This window comes from Sulfurisphaera ohwakuensis, from assembly GCF_009729055.1.
Lineage (GTDB): Archaea > Thermoproteota > Thermoprotei_A > Sulfolobales > Sulfolobaceae > Sulfurisphaera > Sulfurisphaera ohwakuensis.
On record NZ_CP045484.1, the window covers coordinates 856,169 to 870,497 of the forward strand.

The window sequence follows — 14,329 nt, forward strand, 5'->3', positions numbered from 1 at the left end:
CAAATTAATTAAAAAACTTTACAGTAAATTGGTGGTAAAAGGACAGTAATACTACATCGAATATTTTACTATTAAAGTAAATTATTACAATTCGCAATGGAAACCTGAATCGCCCCTAACTATGATTTACGTGTTTTATTACCTTATTTATTATAATTAGTTTTTGAATTATTTGCACTCAATATACTCTCACGTCACAATGGTAGTTCTTAACGAAATTGCATTTTTGGTTAAACTATTAGCTTATTAAAGTTAAACATTTATATTCATTCATAATATAATATTTATCCATGGAAAGACGTAGAGTAAAGGTTGATAAGAAAGGATAATAGTTATTCCTAAAGAAATTAGGGAAAAACTAGGAATAAAAGAAGGAGATATAATAGAATTAGTTGTTAGTGGAGATAAGATAAGCATAGAGAAGCCTGCAACTCTTTTAGATCTTTTTGGCGTAGACGGAGATGAGGCTGTGGAAATTGCCAAGGAGATAATTAAGGAAAGGAGGAAAGAAGTTGAAAGAGAAATACGTTTTTGATGCAGAACCTCTATCCTTATTATTCGCCGGAAGAAAAGAAGTTAAAAAGTATTTTGAAGAAATGTATAGGAGCAGTGCAATAATTTATATGAGTGAAGTAAATTTAGCTGAATTTCTCTACATTTATATTTCAAAGAAGGGAAAAGATATTGGAATAGCTAGACATAGCTACATTAGAAATTCTCCAATCAAAATAATATCTCCTAATGAAAGAATAACTGAAAGTGCTGCACTATTAAAGAGCAAATATTCCTATTTGTCTCTAGCCGATGCATTTCTAATAGCTACGGCAAAGGAAGTTAAAGGAAAAGTTATTACCACTGATGAAGACATAGAAAAGACTAAAGAGGTTGAAACGATAACAATTCCTTTAAATTAACTGGTCAGAATGAGTCTGGGACAAATTAGTTTTATTATCCCCGAGTATATATAGTATTTTGAAATTTTTAATCTAACGCTTTAGACCAATACAGATCATGGATTATAACCCTTGCAAGTACTGTTAAATGTATCCTCTCTTCCCTAACCTTGTTTATAACCCAACCTGTTTTCCTCTTAATCCAAGAGATCAATGATTCAGCCTTCTCACGCTTAAAATACTCCTCCAAGTACTCTAGTGGATTCCTCATGAACCTAAGTATCATTTCTCTCCACCTCTTCCCTCCCTTGATTAACGCGTTTAATTTTGGTATCAAGTATATCGTCGAGTTTGGGAATTCCTTCAGTGTTGACTTACCATAATACTTGTCAGCCCTCAAGGACTCAACGTGTACGCCCAAATCTTTCAGAACCTTGAGGGCCCTTTCATAAGCCTCCCTCTTTAATGAATACCCATAAACTACGATTAGGTTACTAGCTAAGTCGAAGATGAAGAAGGAGTATACGAAACCCTTCCCCTCCTCCACCCCCTCTCCAGACCCCTCTCTCTCACTCCTATAATGCCTTGTAATCACTACCGAATAACCCGTACCGTCCATTGCTGCTGATAATCCCTCAACAATTTGTGATAGTAGGTTGTAGAGTGTAACGAAAACATCTGAGTATAGTCTTTCCACAGTCTTATAACTTATTTCCACACTTGTTAAGTTGAGTAGTGATGCTAGTTCTGCTGTCTCCCTATTTGTTAACAAGTATTCCTTGATTATTAGTATGCTTTTTCTTGTGGTGTTATTTTACTCTTCCTCCCAGGTCCTTCCCTAACTTTCACGAATAGCATTTATTGGAAAATCGTTGCACAAGATAATTCTTACAAATAATTTTCTAATACTTATATCTAATTTCAGTAAATAGGATAAGTTATATCGTTTTTATAGTAACAGTATTCATTACTGAGAATGGTGTATTTAAAAATTATCTTATCGTTAGGATTTTACGTAAACTGCTACACGAATTTTGCAGCCCTTTCCATTCCTTCAACTCTTGACCAAATCTCCTCAACATTGCCAACCTTTCCTCCTCACTCATCCCAGCTCCTTGTCAAGCTTGCTCTCCTTTTGATTAAATCTTCTATTGATGCCTTGAAATTATCAAAGTCCCTTTGGTAACTTCTTATTCATATGCTATTATATACAAAATGGAGGGTATGTAAAGTTTTTGTCCCAGACTCAGTTCGAGTATTATCATATATAATTAATTAGTTATTATTACATAGTAACCTTTTCCCCTTAATTAGATATTTTATTAATATTCCTAAGAATATTAATTTCTATACCGAGAAATTTATCTAAACTAATTTTTTAAGCTAAGTTAACAATAAAATAGTAATGTCAAAAATTGCCACTGACTTTTTCACACCCCAGAAGGGACGAGGGCATAAGGTGATAGTATTTTGAAGCACAGTCAACTGTGGTTAATGGGTGCTGGAGTAGCAATATTACAGATGCTGATAGGTAATGTAATGGTTTTCTATGGTATATTACCTCAATTGCTAGGTCTTCATGCACTATTAGCGGCTATTTTGCTCGTAATAGCAGTTTACGGTTATGTAAGAGTAAAAGTTGCTTTAGAGAAAAGGATATTAATGGGTAATATAGGATTGGTAATAATTGCAAGTATATTTGGGTATCTATTCATAGATTTCGGAAACCCAGTACTTATACTTATTCACTTTATATTAGCCTTAGGTATATTGTCAAATTTCTCAGTATTGTATGGGATAGAAAGAGGACAATTGCATCATTAAATGTGAAAATAAATAAATTAAAACTATTACCTATTAGTTTATAAGTAACTAAACTTATTTATTATATGATGTTATTTCTCCTTTGGTTTAGGGTTAAGCAACCAGAGAATATGTCTCAAAAGCAGTTAATGGAGATATGGAAAAAAGAAGCTGAAGCTGCATTATCTGCGGTGAAAGCTGGTAAAATCAAGGGACTTTATAAGGTAAGCGGAAAGAGAGAAGTAGTTGCAATAATAGATGTAAATTCCCATGAGGAGTTAGATGAGATTTTAGAGACATTACCTATAACGAAGGAACTTGGACATTCTGTTATTGTGGAAGTTACACCAATACATCCATATGAGAATTTCTATGAATTAATGGGACTGTTCTCAAACAGTCATGAAATTCGATAAGTATTTGTAATATTATATCAGTTTACTTCTAATATACTGTATCCCCTTCAAGTAAGCTTGATTCAAGGATGTTTTCTCCCTTGAATAAACTACTGGGTGCATGACATCTAATAAGGCAAGACTATACTCAACCATGACTCCACTCCTACTAAAAGCCCTCGTATCCCTTGCTAACCTAGCTAAATGAGCCCTACAGTAAGAATTATAACTCTCCACAGTATATGTATACTTCTTACCTACAACGTGATTGTTGAGTACTTGGTAGACTGAGTAATCATCAGTGTAATATACTTCGCTTTTGGGTAGGGTATTCAAGAGGTAACTAAAAGTCCTATAATCCCTATCACCCGTAATGAAGAAGGGTACACCATCTTGTAATGCATATCCACAAGCTCTCCCTCTTTTGACCATGTCTAACCCTCACGTAAGTCCAACTTTCATCAATTACCGTGACTTTTGCTGTAAGATTCTTTAATTGTTCTCGTAAGATTAGTAGGTGAGCATAGGCTTCTACTCCTTTTCTCCTTATATTGTTGTTAACGGTTTTCCTTCAACCCTTGCTATTGCTCTCATGCTCATTCTATTCGTGTACTCCTTCAATACTCTCTCCTTCTGTTCTTTACTCATCTTGTGGTTAGTTGTTTGGTAGAATGTTCTTCCGCAAGTTTTGCACTTGTATTTTGATTTTCCTCTAGATGATCCATTCTTTACTACTTTATTTGATTTGCATGAGGGGCATGGCGGTTTCTCTTCTCTTCTCCTCCTTACCCCAAGTTTTTTAGTGTAGTAGTATAGTGTTGATGGTGGTATTCCCAACTTAGTGACTTGTACTCCTAGTAAGTATGCTGCTATTGCATAAGCAAGGTCTTCTAGCTCGTGTTTTCTTGGCTTAAAATTTAAATTCCTCAAAATCAAAAATATTAATTGTGCAAGGGTTACGAGGTTCATCTCGCAACCCCCATAAAATCTCGTAACCCTTGCACATAAGTTTTTCCTAAAACAATTTTTGCTCTTTGTACTTCTAGTTCTTTTCAGCGAACTATATTAGAAAAAAGACTTTTTATGAGTACACTAATATTTTTACAAATACTTATCGAATTTCATGACTGTTTGAGAACAGTCCCGAATTAATGAAGAAACTAACATAAAACAACTTTTATCTATTTGATCTTATTTTTTCACATCATGCTTAAATTACTGCGAGAGTTATATAATCATCAATTCTGAGATTAAACTATAGTTAGAGAGTACACAGATCTAATTAGTCCTCCTATAATTGTATAGCTAATGATATCAAAAGCTGTTAAAATGATTATGAATACTTGAAGTGCAACATTAAGTGAACGTAGATTGTCACTTCATGAATTTTTCACATCAGAAGAGGTACAAAAACTAATTTCATATAGATTTTCTAATTATAAATTCATATTCAAATAACAATGCTCACTTAGTAGGATAAAACAATAAGGTAGAAGTTATAAATAGGGAGTGAGAGTAAATATAAATGAAATACATATACTGTGTTAAAGGAGATTATTTAATTCCTTGTAATTCTCCTACTGCTTCTGATGAATATTACATTTTTGAGTATACAAAGGAGTTACAACTTATTTTGACTAGGTGTAGGAATGGAAAATGTGAGGAAATAGAACCAAGTTATGTTTCTCTGAAGTTTAATTTACCTGAAGCTTCTAAGGTTGAAGAACTTTTAAATAGGCTTTCTACTTTCAGATCCTTTTTACAAAAGTATAATCTCAAAGTATACTTTATGGAAGATACCAGTGTGTTGGAGGCTATAATAAATCCTAAGCTGTTCTATTACAAGTATCTTGCATTAGATAAAGATTTCAGAGATAGGGTGATAAGTCAACTTGAGAAATGGGTTTCACGCTTTTTACTTTTTATGAAAGTTATTGAAGAACTTGGAGTGACTAAATTCGTTGCCCATTTAGATAGTTTGGATGGTAGATATGCTTTATGGATTAAAGAAAATTTTGATGAGCCAAGTACTATTGTTATAACTGAAAAAGAAGGTGAGATTAAGCTCTGGTTTGGTTTTAAAGATTGTGATATTTATATTAAAAATAATGAAATAGAAAAATGTTATGAAATAGAAAAATGAATTTAAATCTTTTTTCATTGGAATTTCATATAAGTGAGTTTATAAGTTAGTAATATACAATATTACACATGGAGAAGAGTATTCATGAGTTGGTAGATAAGGCTAAATGGACAAGTATTCACTCCTTAATGTTTGCCTCACTTGCTATAGGTTTCTTTATGTGGGGAGTTATATCGTCAATAGCACCCATAATATATCCCTCAATAAACAATGTATTTTTCCTTCTAACACCAACATTTGTTACGATAGCTGGTAATCTACTATTACCCTTCTTTTCAGATAAGAGACTAGGAAGGAAAACTACTTTTTTCATAACAATGACCTTATATTCCTTAGGTACACTACTTATCGCATTAGCTGCACTACTTTCTGGATTAAATGTGAATAACTTGGCTAAGTTTCCTTACATTGCCTTTTTAGTAGCTGGAATAGTTTTAGGTGTTTTAGGTGTTGAAGGAGAAGTACCAGTAATGCTATCTTACACTGCTGAGATGATGCCTTTAGACAAAAGAGACATTATGTTAGTTTTGGCACCAAACTTTGATAATATTGGTGCTATGGTTGCAGCTTTAATAGGTTATATAACCTATAGTGCATCAAACTCCTTTTCGATACAACTTTTAGCCCTTTCAGTTGTTGCCTTTATAGGAGTAATTACTGCAATTATTATCAGACTATTACTACCAGAGTCTATTAGATGGTTAGTAGTAAAAGGAAATTTAAGTAGGGCAGAAAAAGAAGTAGAGAAAATAGTTAGGAAAACTAAAGATCTGAAAGAGCAAGAGGTAAATAAGAAACTTAGTTTAGGTGCTAGATATGCATTTTTAGCAATAATAGGAATCTCACAATATCTAACTTATGGACTAATGGCTTTCGTTGTTGCAGACTTTTACTTTTCTGGTGCTACTACAAGTTTTATTATCTTTATAGCAAATCTAGGTGCTAGTATAGCTGGGTTAATTGCTGGAGCATTAATAACTAAAATTAAAAGCAGAGTTTTTGCCCTATTCTCTTATGTTGGAGGAGCATTAAGTATGATACCAATAATTCTACTAACTTCTAACTTTAATCTCATAGGCTTTTACATCTTACTCTTCGTTAATATGTTATTCAGTGAATTTGCGTGGGCAACTAGGACAATCTATGAACCTACTTTAATGCCAAATAATTTAAGGGCCTTTATGATAGGACTAATTAGGCTAGCTCCCATTACGGCTTACGCTATTTCAGTATATGTATTAGGAAGTTATTTGCAAGGCCTATCCACATATATTTGGTATAATACAGCATTATGGGTTATAGGTGCAATAGCAACTGTACTCTGGTTCTTCAAAGGATTAGATACAAACAATGTTAGTTTAGAAAAAATAGATTAAATATAGGTGTGGGGTCTCAATCCTGGTTCTCTAATATCTCTAGGATCTGCTAATTCCATTGCAATTTTATAAGCTAAACTTTCTTTTCCAAACTTTTCTTCAACTATTTCCATATCAATCCTTCTTACCTCCCTCTCATCAGCAATACCAATTAAATGTAAGTATTCATGAAGTAATATAACAAATAAGTACTCATATTCATACCCTGCCCTTTTAGCCCTTAAATACTGTTGCTTATTTACATAAATTGTGTAATCACCGGCTCTCACGTAAGCCAATACCGTATCTGGTAAATAATCTACAAGGGAGACAGCAGCGTTAGGAGTATTTTTACCTCTCTTTTTTAGCTCTTCTTTTATATCCTCTAATACTAGATCAATAGTTATGAGCGGGATTGGCATAATTAAATCTCGTATTCTACGCTTAAAATATTTTGTTCTAAGTTGAATATTTTATCTTCTTACTCGAGTAAAGATTTATGAACTATGATGTTATCGTAATAGGTGCAGGGCATAACGGTTTAGTTTCAGCAAATTACTTAGCAAAACACGGTTTAAAAGTCCTAGTTATAGAAGCTAGGAATAAACCAGGGGGAATGGCTGATACTGCTGAGTACAAAGGGTTAAAATATAGTAGAGCCTCATATGTACTAGGTTTATTCCCTAAAAGGATTGAGGAGGAATTGGGAATTTCTTTTCCAGTTGTAGATTCCCCTTTCGCTGACATATTTTTAACTGAAGATGGTGAAGTATTATACCTCTGGAGGGATGAAAAGAAAAGGATTGAAGAGTTCATAAAACACGGAGAATACAAATACGAAAAGCTAGATAGGTTGATCTTTAAACTAAAAAGAATCGTTGAGGAAAAATTTCTCTTCGTTGCTAAACCCCCTTCCATTGAGGATTTCAAAAAAGTAGTTGAAAACACTGAGTTAGAAATATTCCTTGAACCGACTAGAAAAGTTCTCTCTGAATATCTTGATAGTAAGTTTCATGGGGCTTTAGCCTACGCATTCATGTTTAATTTACCAGCATACATAATGGCTTACTACTTTAGTTTAGACTGGAGAATCGTTAAGGGTGGAATGGGAATTGTGGGAAAAGTCTTAGAAGAGAATGCTAAGAAATTAGGTGTAGATTTTATGTATAATACAAGAGTTGAGAAAATTATAATAAAGAATGGAAAAGCTGAAGGTGTAATTACTAACGACGGTAAAGTTATTCAAAGTAAAGTAGTACTTCATGCTGGAAGTCCAGTACTACTAAGTAAGTTAACTGACAATATGATAAAGGTTTATCATCCCAATTTTATACCAGGGTGGAGAAGATGGAGTTTATTACTAAAAGAAGCACCTAAAGTACCAGAGTTTATGAAGGATCATCTTGACTCTCTCTTCACCTTGCCTTTCGGAGAGGTCACTATTCCATCTGCTGTCGATCCTTCACTAGGATGTCATGTAATAACTAGCATGGGTGGTGATATTGAGGAAATTAAGGATTTCTTTAAGATAAAAGAAGAAAACGTAATTTACATTGACTTATTAACAGCTGATAAGCTTGAGAAAGAGTATTTTGCACCTTTTGGTGATATGAACCATATGCCGATGACTCCAGAATATATGTTCGATAATAGACCCGTAAAGGGTTGGGGTTATACAACTCCCATAAAGAACCTTTATATTACGGGCTCTGGCACCTATCCAGGTGGTCAAGTAACTGGAATACCTGGTAGAAACGCTGCAATGAAAATTTTAGAGGATTTAATTAGGGAAAACACTTAATAATACTTTATCTTAACTTGTACTCATGAAAAATGAAATTATAATTTTCTCAATAATTTTTTCGACAATAGCACCGGCAATTTTAGCAACAACTCATCTTTCTATTTATGTGGCACTACCCACATTTTTACTAGTCTTAGTGATAGCATATTTAACTTATTTACTTGTAAACGTTAAATGGGATTATAAGGGATTATACGCTTACGCACAAGATTTTCACCCACTTATAGGATATATATTTTTAGCAAGTTGGTTAGGAAGTTATTATCCTTATACTATTTATACTGCAATTTACATACCTTATTACGTACTTAACTTAGACGGAATTACAGCTGTTATAATCTCTCTAATCGTAGAAGCAATAGTAGTCGTAGCACTACTTACAAACTTTTACTATATTTTCCCAATTATCGCTTTTTCACAGCTTGCATTAGCATTACCCTTCGGCTGGAAATTGGGACTAGGTGTAACGCCTCCAATTCCTTCACTATTCCTTGATATTCTTTCATCATCTGTTATAATAGTTTGCATAACTTTGTCAACATTCATAAAGGCTGATAAGAGGTTTTCTAACTATATTCTCTATTCTGTACTTATAGGTGGTATCATGTTATTTTATAGTTCATTCTTATCACCCTCTAGCTTAGCTGTTTATGGAGAGGCTATAGGAAATTTCGGTCTCATTATGGCAGAATTCCTCATGATCAAAAACTTACTTTCTGGCTTACAAAGAGAAAATATAGTGAAATATCTAGCAATTGCATCAATTCCACTAGTTGGAATAGGTAATCTAAACTATACTCTGTTCTACAATACTCTAATAGTCCCTTCAGTGGCACTACTTTACGTAAGCTTATTCCTTTCATTTTTATCAGTGTTTAAGTATTTTAACTCATTAAAGATTAAGATTTTGGGTAGCATAGCCCTACTCCTCTTTATTTACGGTGAATATAATGTTATAGCAACATCAAAGGGATACCTTCTCTACGAAGCAATAGGCGCACTGATCTTATCTATTTTAATAGGAATTTCGGTGTATAGTAAAAGGAAACATTCATTCAACTCAATTAGAGATTTGGGTAAAAATTTTTAAACAAACTAAATCATCTTTAAATGATAAAAATGAATAGAAATATTTTAATTGTTATATTAACTATACTTATAATAGTTGCAGGAATAAGTGGGTATTTAGTAGGTAAAACAGAGAATGGTAATGTCACTAGTACTACAACAACTGTAACAAAAACAATAGAGCAAGTTGTTCCTTCTCCAGTTTCTGATCCAGCAAATTTAGGTAATGGTGAGGATTATCTGATTAATCCCGTATTTCCAGACCATACTATTGCTTCTCAATACGCATACGTTACACCGGGAGAGGGATTAGTTTTTATAGGAAACCCATACCTATCTGGAAATGGTTATTTAGCTGGCGCTAAAGGTGCTGCAGTGATAGCTTCTATGTTAGCTTACCAGCCATTGACAGAATATAATTACTACTTATACATTAACTCGCCTTATTGTATTAACGTCCCTGGTGCCGTGAAAACAGATTCTGCAACTGTAATGTACTTAGCTTCAATGTTAAATCAGCAATCAGCATTAAATAAATCGTTGTACTTCTTAGGTGATGTTGGTTTGGAAGGTTATATGTATTCAACTGGTGTAGTTTACCAGAGAATTGTACAACTTTACCAAGGAGGAATTTATTATCTCGTAGTACCTCAAATGATGGCATTAGCTGAAGGTCAAAATTACCAAATGGCTTTACAATTTGCAAAAGAACACCATGAAGTGCTCTACACGGTTTCTTCAATACCTCAAATATACCAGATAACCACTGGAAGTAAGTTACCAACTCCTTCGGGTTATATAGATTTTCCAATAAACTTCAGTATTGGTTATCTATATCTAGAACATCTTTACCAGGAACTTTATAACAGTAGTAGTAATATAACAGCTAAGAAATTAGCTCAAAAGTATTGGAGTGAAGCACAGAAGTTAGCAAATGAAGGAAATTACACAGCGTTCTATTTCTTACCTAACCCCGCAGTAGAAGCTATCCAAGTCCTATATCAACCCGACTACAACTTATCTTTAGAGGTGCAAGAGGCAATCAATAATGCAAGTACCTTAAGCAATTTATGGAAAATTGAAACGGCATCAGAGGCAGCGTATTTATCACATGGAAATATAACGGAACAAATACTCGCAAATGCATGGGCTGCTTTAAGTTTATCAATTAATGTAGGACCAACAATAACGCCATATGGATTTTATCAAGGGTTATATAACGCATTCTTGACTGATTTATATGCAGCAGAGTACCTAGATGCTGTAACTAACTCCCATTATGGAAACATCACTTTACTAATTCAAATCTATAGAAATCCAAATGTAATATATGACTTTGGCTTCTTTACAAATTATTATGCGATGATGGCTATTCAATTTAGAGACTATTTCCTAAAGCAACTTAATTCAACAGACCAAGCTGTAGTACTAAATTCAATATACTCTTATATGGCTAATGAGACACAAATACTTGAAAATGCGGCAGCTTATTTCGATGGACCATCTGTTGTTGGTTATATGATGATGAATTACGGATTACAGACACACAATCTTAATCTATTATATTACTCAATGCCATATATAAGATTTGTAATGAATACTGAAGAATTAACATGGTATCTCTAAGTTAAATTGTTTTTTATTTATTCATGTAATTAAAAGATCAAATCTTTAGAGGCGTAAATGCTTCGTCTATAAGCATTATCATATAACCGGCTAATTTTAATATTTCACAAGTTCACGCCATAGAAAATGAGTCTTAATCAATAGTATTATAATAAATTAGATCTTATCAATCATTACAATATAAATTAATTAAATAATAATAATAAAAAATAAAATAATTATATTATTTTTTTCTCCTAATTACTTACTACATAGTTCCAATAATGGGTTATAGATGGTATTCATTCAAATATTCTCTCCAGTATGTTCCTTCCATCATTGGATTCAATACTCTTATGTAAGGTCCATATACTAATGTATCTAATACTTTATCGTGAATTTGCCTTACCTCAGGATATATTAATACTCTCCCAAGACCGAACATAAGTGCATTAGTGTCACTCCACTCTGTATGAACAATATACCTCTGTGGTCTATTTCTGAACTCTGGAGCTTCATAAATTGTTACTGGTTCTGGGACGTCCATTCCGTTAGCTGTCTCTAATATTTGATGAAATCCTTTTGCGTTTAGTTGTAAACTTCCTAAAGGTGATACTCCAATCTCTTTAAGTATCATTCCTCCTAGGAATCCTGGAGCTGATCTGAAAGCTTCAAGAGTTTTTATAGCATATTCCTCAAATTGATTCTCTAATCCCTCTTTTACTATATGCTCTCCGAAGGCAACAACTCTCTTTCCGTAAGGTTGAGAAATTGGAGGAATAGATACAGCTTCTCCAGCGGCAAACTTCTTACCTACCATAACTGTGAAATCAGTCATTTCTGTATTAAGAGGCATATTGGCGTAAACTATTTCATATAAAGGTTCGTAAGGTCCCCAAATCATTTGGTCTGCACATTGTAGGCATAACCTAAATAGATTAGCCCAGTTCTGTTTATGCATTTCCTCATGATCTTTCCAATTCTTCCAAAAGGTATATTGCATTAACATTAAGCTGTGCATTTCTTGACTCATTTCCATTTTTGCACCTCCCCATCTAGTCCCTAGAGGAACTACTCCTATCTGTACATGATTTTGAAATCCTACAAACCCTGGATGTCTTGCCGTGACCATGCATACTTTGGGTCCTACTTTTCCGAAAAGTTCTAATGTTTTAGGATCGTTTCTTACTTCTACCATGTTTATTGCTACATATGGTTTTGGCATATTTGGTCATTACATTATTTTGATTTAAAGTTAATAAACACGTTATTCTTTTTCATTTAACTCTGTTAAAGTAAGTATTTTCCTCATCTACAGAATTTTATAAATATATTTTTTTGTTGACTTAGTTTATTTCAAATTTAATAGATAAACATATTAACCCATAATTACACACATTATTTATGGACAAAAAGTTCTACGAACAATTACTAACTTCAAATAACAAATATGATAGATTAGATGGGTGGAGAAAAGCAGACTTATTATACAAATCCATAGATCTTAAATCGTATAAGGAATACTTTTTAGAATTATTAGAGGATGAAGACATAGATGTTGCTTTACATGCATGGCAAATGTTACCTCAGCTAATAAAGCTTAATATAATAGATAAAAATGAATATGATGAGAAAAAGCTAGTAAGGGCATTGAGAGAAGGAGATATAAATGCTTGGTGGATAGCATATGATTTATGGAAAGAAGGAATAATATCCTTAGATTTACTTAAATCAAACATAGAATATTTTGAAAAATCCTTAAGATCGGATCCTTTGACAAGAATAAGTGCATGGAGCTTACTCCCCTACCTCCTGGATATGGGATTAATTGAAAAACCAGATAAAGATTATCTTACTGAGTTGCTTGAACAGCCACTTAATATACACATCAAGGTCAACGTAGTATATTTGATCCTAGAACTTAAAGAAAAGGGTATTATTAATAACGTGAACGTAGATGCTATTAAGAAAGTGATAGAAGACCCTAATTTCATAAAATTATCAGAAGCATATGAAAAAGATTGGAGAAAAGCTCTCCAATATATTCATGGCGAAGATTTTCCTAGAAAACTGTAAAGAATAAAAACCTCATATGTTTGCTGACATAGAATCTTCTGATTAGATAGATTAATATTTTAGTAAATATTTAATTAAAAATATAATATTAGGTATTAGTGCTTAAACTTAATTTTAATAACTCTTATCTTACTTAGTATTTTATAAGGAAAATACCATATTTTCATTCTTTTCATCTTATGACGAATTTATTCTATTTATTTTATATAAAACCCTAGTTAATGCGAAGGATTTCAATAATCTAGCAACACTACCTCTTATTGGGATTCCCATAAATATGCCTAGAAAGTTATTATCTATTTCTACGACATCAGCTAATTGCTTTGGTTTAAATTTCTCTTCAGAACCGGTTAATGCATTATTAATAGCGTGAACACCGGATTGCATAGATACTTCAGCATTAGAAGGATATTTCAGAGATGCACAAGCACCAGCACCATAAACATCCTTATAATCTACTGAACTAAGATCATCGTTTACTACCATTTTATAATTTTCAGTTGTGAAACCTAGTGAGTTAAGAATATCCGGTCCCCTAATTCCTCCAGCGTAAAATATATGATCCGCAGAAAAAGTACCTTGATTAGTAATAACTTGTTTACCTTTTATCTCCTCTACACTAGTATCTAAAAGTAATTCTACTCCCAATTCTGTTAATATTTTTTCAGCAGTTAATGAAATCTCTTCTGGCATATGTGGCAAAATTCTCTTTCCCCTATTAATTAATGTAATTTTCTCTTTCCCTTTTATTTTTCCTAAAAGCTCAATTGTACTACCAATAAGTTCTATTCCTAAATCTCCTCCTCCTATTACTATTAAACTTTTAGCTTTACGTATTTCCTCCCTTATTTTAAGTGCATCTTCAAAACTTTCTAGTTTCATTACATGATCTTTAGCCCCTTTTATCTTCGTTAAATCTTGCTTATAACCTAAAGCTACAATTAATTTATCATAAGGTATTTCACCCTTATTAGTGATAACTTTCTTTTCCCTAAAGTTGATTTTAAGAACTTCAGCTTGTATATCAGGCTTTCTATAAAACAATGCAGAATCTCCTTTAGCTATAGTATCAACCAATCTAGGCGTAAGTAAAAATTTGTCGTCCTTATCTATTAAGATGGCATCTTTATATACAGATTTAGCTGCTATTCCAGCAAATCCTCCTCCTAATATAACTATTCTCATTA

At 32.9% G+C, this 14,329-nt stretch carries 14 protein-coding genes and 1 pseudogene; 10 read left to right on the forward strand and 5 right to left on the reverse strand.

Annotation, left to right across the window (positions count from 1 at the left end):
* The first annotated feature begins 364 nt into the window (after window positions 1-364).
* Together D1869_RS04970 and D1869_RS04975 are read left to right on the forward strand one after the other, a co-directional pair.
* Complete coding sequence (locus D1869_RS04970; RefSeq protein ID WP_231113795.1) at window positions 365-535, forward strand: hypothetical protein; 171 nt, start codon at window positions 365-367, stop codon at window positions 533-535.
* The gene (locus D1869_RS04975) at window positions 513-914 is read left to right on the forward strand and encodes a type II toxin-antitoxin system VapC family toxin (protein WP_156014175.1); all 402 of its coding nucleotides are present in this window, start codon (window positions 513-515) and stop codon (window positions 912-914) included. Before D1869_RS04970 ends, D1869_RS04975 begins: the two co-directional genes overlap by 23 nt.
* A gap of 67 nt (window positions 915-981) precedes the next feature.
* Here D1869_RS04975 and D1869_RS15125 read toward each other — a convergent pair whose 3' ends face one another.
* Window positions 982-1,665 (reverse strand): hypothetical protein, encoded by a 684-nt coding sequence (locus D1869_RS15125; protein WP_196772285.1) that lies wholly within the window; start codon window positions 1,663-1,665, stop codon window positions 982-984.
* A gap of 698 nt (window positions 1,666-2,363) precedes the next feature.
* Between D1869_RS15125 and D1869_RS04980 the strand changes: the two genes are divergently transcribed.
* Both D1869_RS04980 and D1869_RS04985 read left to right on the forward strand, forming a co-directional pair.
* The gene (locus tag D1869_RS04980; protein WP_231113724.1) at window positions 2,364-2,717 is read left to right on the forward strand and encodes a hypothetical protein; all 354 of its coding nucleotides are present in this window, start codon (window positions 2,364-2,366) and stop codon (window positions 2,715-2,717) included.
* A gap of 68 nt (window positions 2,718-2,785) precedes the next feature.
* Window positions 2,786-3,112, forward strand: a complete 327-nt coding sequence (locus tag D1869_RS04985) for a muconolactone Delta-isomerase (RefSeq protein ID WP_156014176.1) — start codon at window positions 2,786-2,788, stop codon at window positions 3,110-3,112.
* 12 nt (window positions 3,113-3,124) lie between these two features.
* Here the strand turns inward: D1869_RS04985 and D1869_RS04990 are convergent.
* A pseudogene (locus tag D1869_RS04990) lies at window positions 3,125-4,060 on the reverse strand (IS1 family transposase).
* A gap of 556 nt (window positions 4,061-4,616) precedes the next feature.
* Between D1869_RS04990 and D1869_RS04995 the strand changes: the two are divergent.
* Both D1869_RS04995 and D1869_RS05000 read left to right on the forward strand, forming a co-directional pair.
* Window positions 4,617-5,234: a hypothetical protein gene (locus D1869_RS04995; RefSeq protein ID WP_156014177.1), complete on the forward strand. Its 618-nt coding sequence runs from the start codon at window positions 4,617-4,619 to the stop codon at window positions 5,232-5,234.
* Window positions 5,235-5,302: 68 nt separating this feature from the next.
* Window positions 5,303-6,610, forward strand: coding sequence for an MFS transporter (locus D1869_RS05000; RefSeq protein ID WP_156014178.1), 1,308 nt, complete (start codon window positions 5,303-5,305; stop codon window positions 6,608-6,610).
* Here the strand turns inward: D1869_RS05000 and D1869_RS05005 are convergent.
* Window positions 6,607-7,011 carry a hypothetical protein gene (locus tag D1869_RS05005; RefSeq protein WP_156014179.1) on the reverse strand — a complete coding sequence of 135 codons (405 nt, stop codon included), beginning with the start codon at window positions 7,009-7,011 and terminating at the stop codon, window positions 6,607-6,609. The two genes, D1869_RS05000 and D1869_RS05005, sit on opposite strands and share 4 nt — an antisense overlap.
* A gap of 77 nt (window positions 7,012-7,088) precedes the next feature.
* Between D1869_RS05005 and D1869_RS05010 the strand changes: the two genes are divergently transcribed.
* Genes D1869_RS05010 through D1869_RS05020 form a run of 3 tightly spaced genes read left to right on the forward strand, consistent with a single transcriptional unit; the run spans window position 7,089 to window position 11,087 of the window.
* On the forward strand, window positions 7,089-8,390 hold the full coding sequence (locus D1869_RS05010; protein ID WP_156014180.1) for a phytoene desaturase family protein: 1,302 nt from the start codon (window positions 7,089-7,091) through the stop codon (window positions 8,388-8,390).
* A gap of 25 nt (window positions 8,391-8,415) precedes the next feature.
* Window positions 8,416-9,483, forward strand: a complete 1,068-nt coding sequence (locus D1869_RS05015) for a hypothetical protein (RefSeq protein ID WP_156014181.1) — start codon at window positions 8,416-8,418, stop codon at window positions 9,481-9,483.
* A gap of 29 nt (window positions 9,484-9,512) precedes the next feature.
* On the forward strand, window positions 9,513-11,087 hold the full coding sequence (locus tag D1869_RS05020; protein WP_156014182.1) for a serine protease: 1,575 nt from the start codon (window positions 9,513-9,515) through the stop codon (window positions 11,085-11,087).
* A gap of 268 nt (window positions 11,088-11,355) precedes the next feature.
* Here D1869_RS05020 and sor read toward each other — a convergent pair whose 3' ends face one another.
* A complete protein-coding gene (gene sor, locus D1869_RS05025; protein ID WP_010979143.1) occupies window positions 11,356-12,291 on the reverse strand; it encodes a sulfur oxygenase/reductase in 936 nt (311 codons plus the stop codon).
* Between the two features lie 179 nt (window positions 12,292-12,470).
* Between sor and D1869_RS05030 the strand changes: the two genes are divergently transcribed.
* Window positions 12,471-13,142 carry a hypothetical protein gene (locus D1869_RS05030; protein WP_156014183.1) on the forward strand — a complete coding sequence of 224 codons (672 nt, stop codon included), beginning with the start codon at window positions 12,471-12,473 and terminating at the stop codon, window positions 13,140-13,142.
* Window positions 13,143-13,319: 177 nt separating this feature from the next.
* Here D1869_RS05030 and D1869_RS05035 read toward each other — a convergent pair whose 3' ends face one another.
* Window positions 13,320-14,327 (reverse strand): NAD(P)/FAD-dependent oxidoreductase, encoded by a 1,008-nt coding sequence (locus D1869_RS05035; RefSeq protein ID WP_156014184.1) that lies wholly within the window; start codon window positions 14,325-14,327, stop codon window positions 13,320-13,322.
* Between the last annotated feature and the right edge of the window lie 2 nt (window positions 14,328-14,329).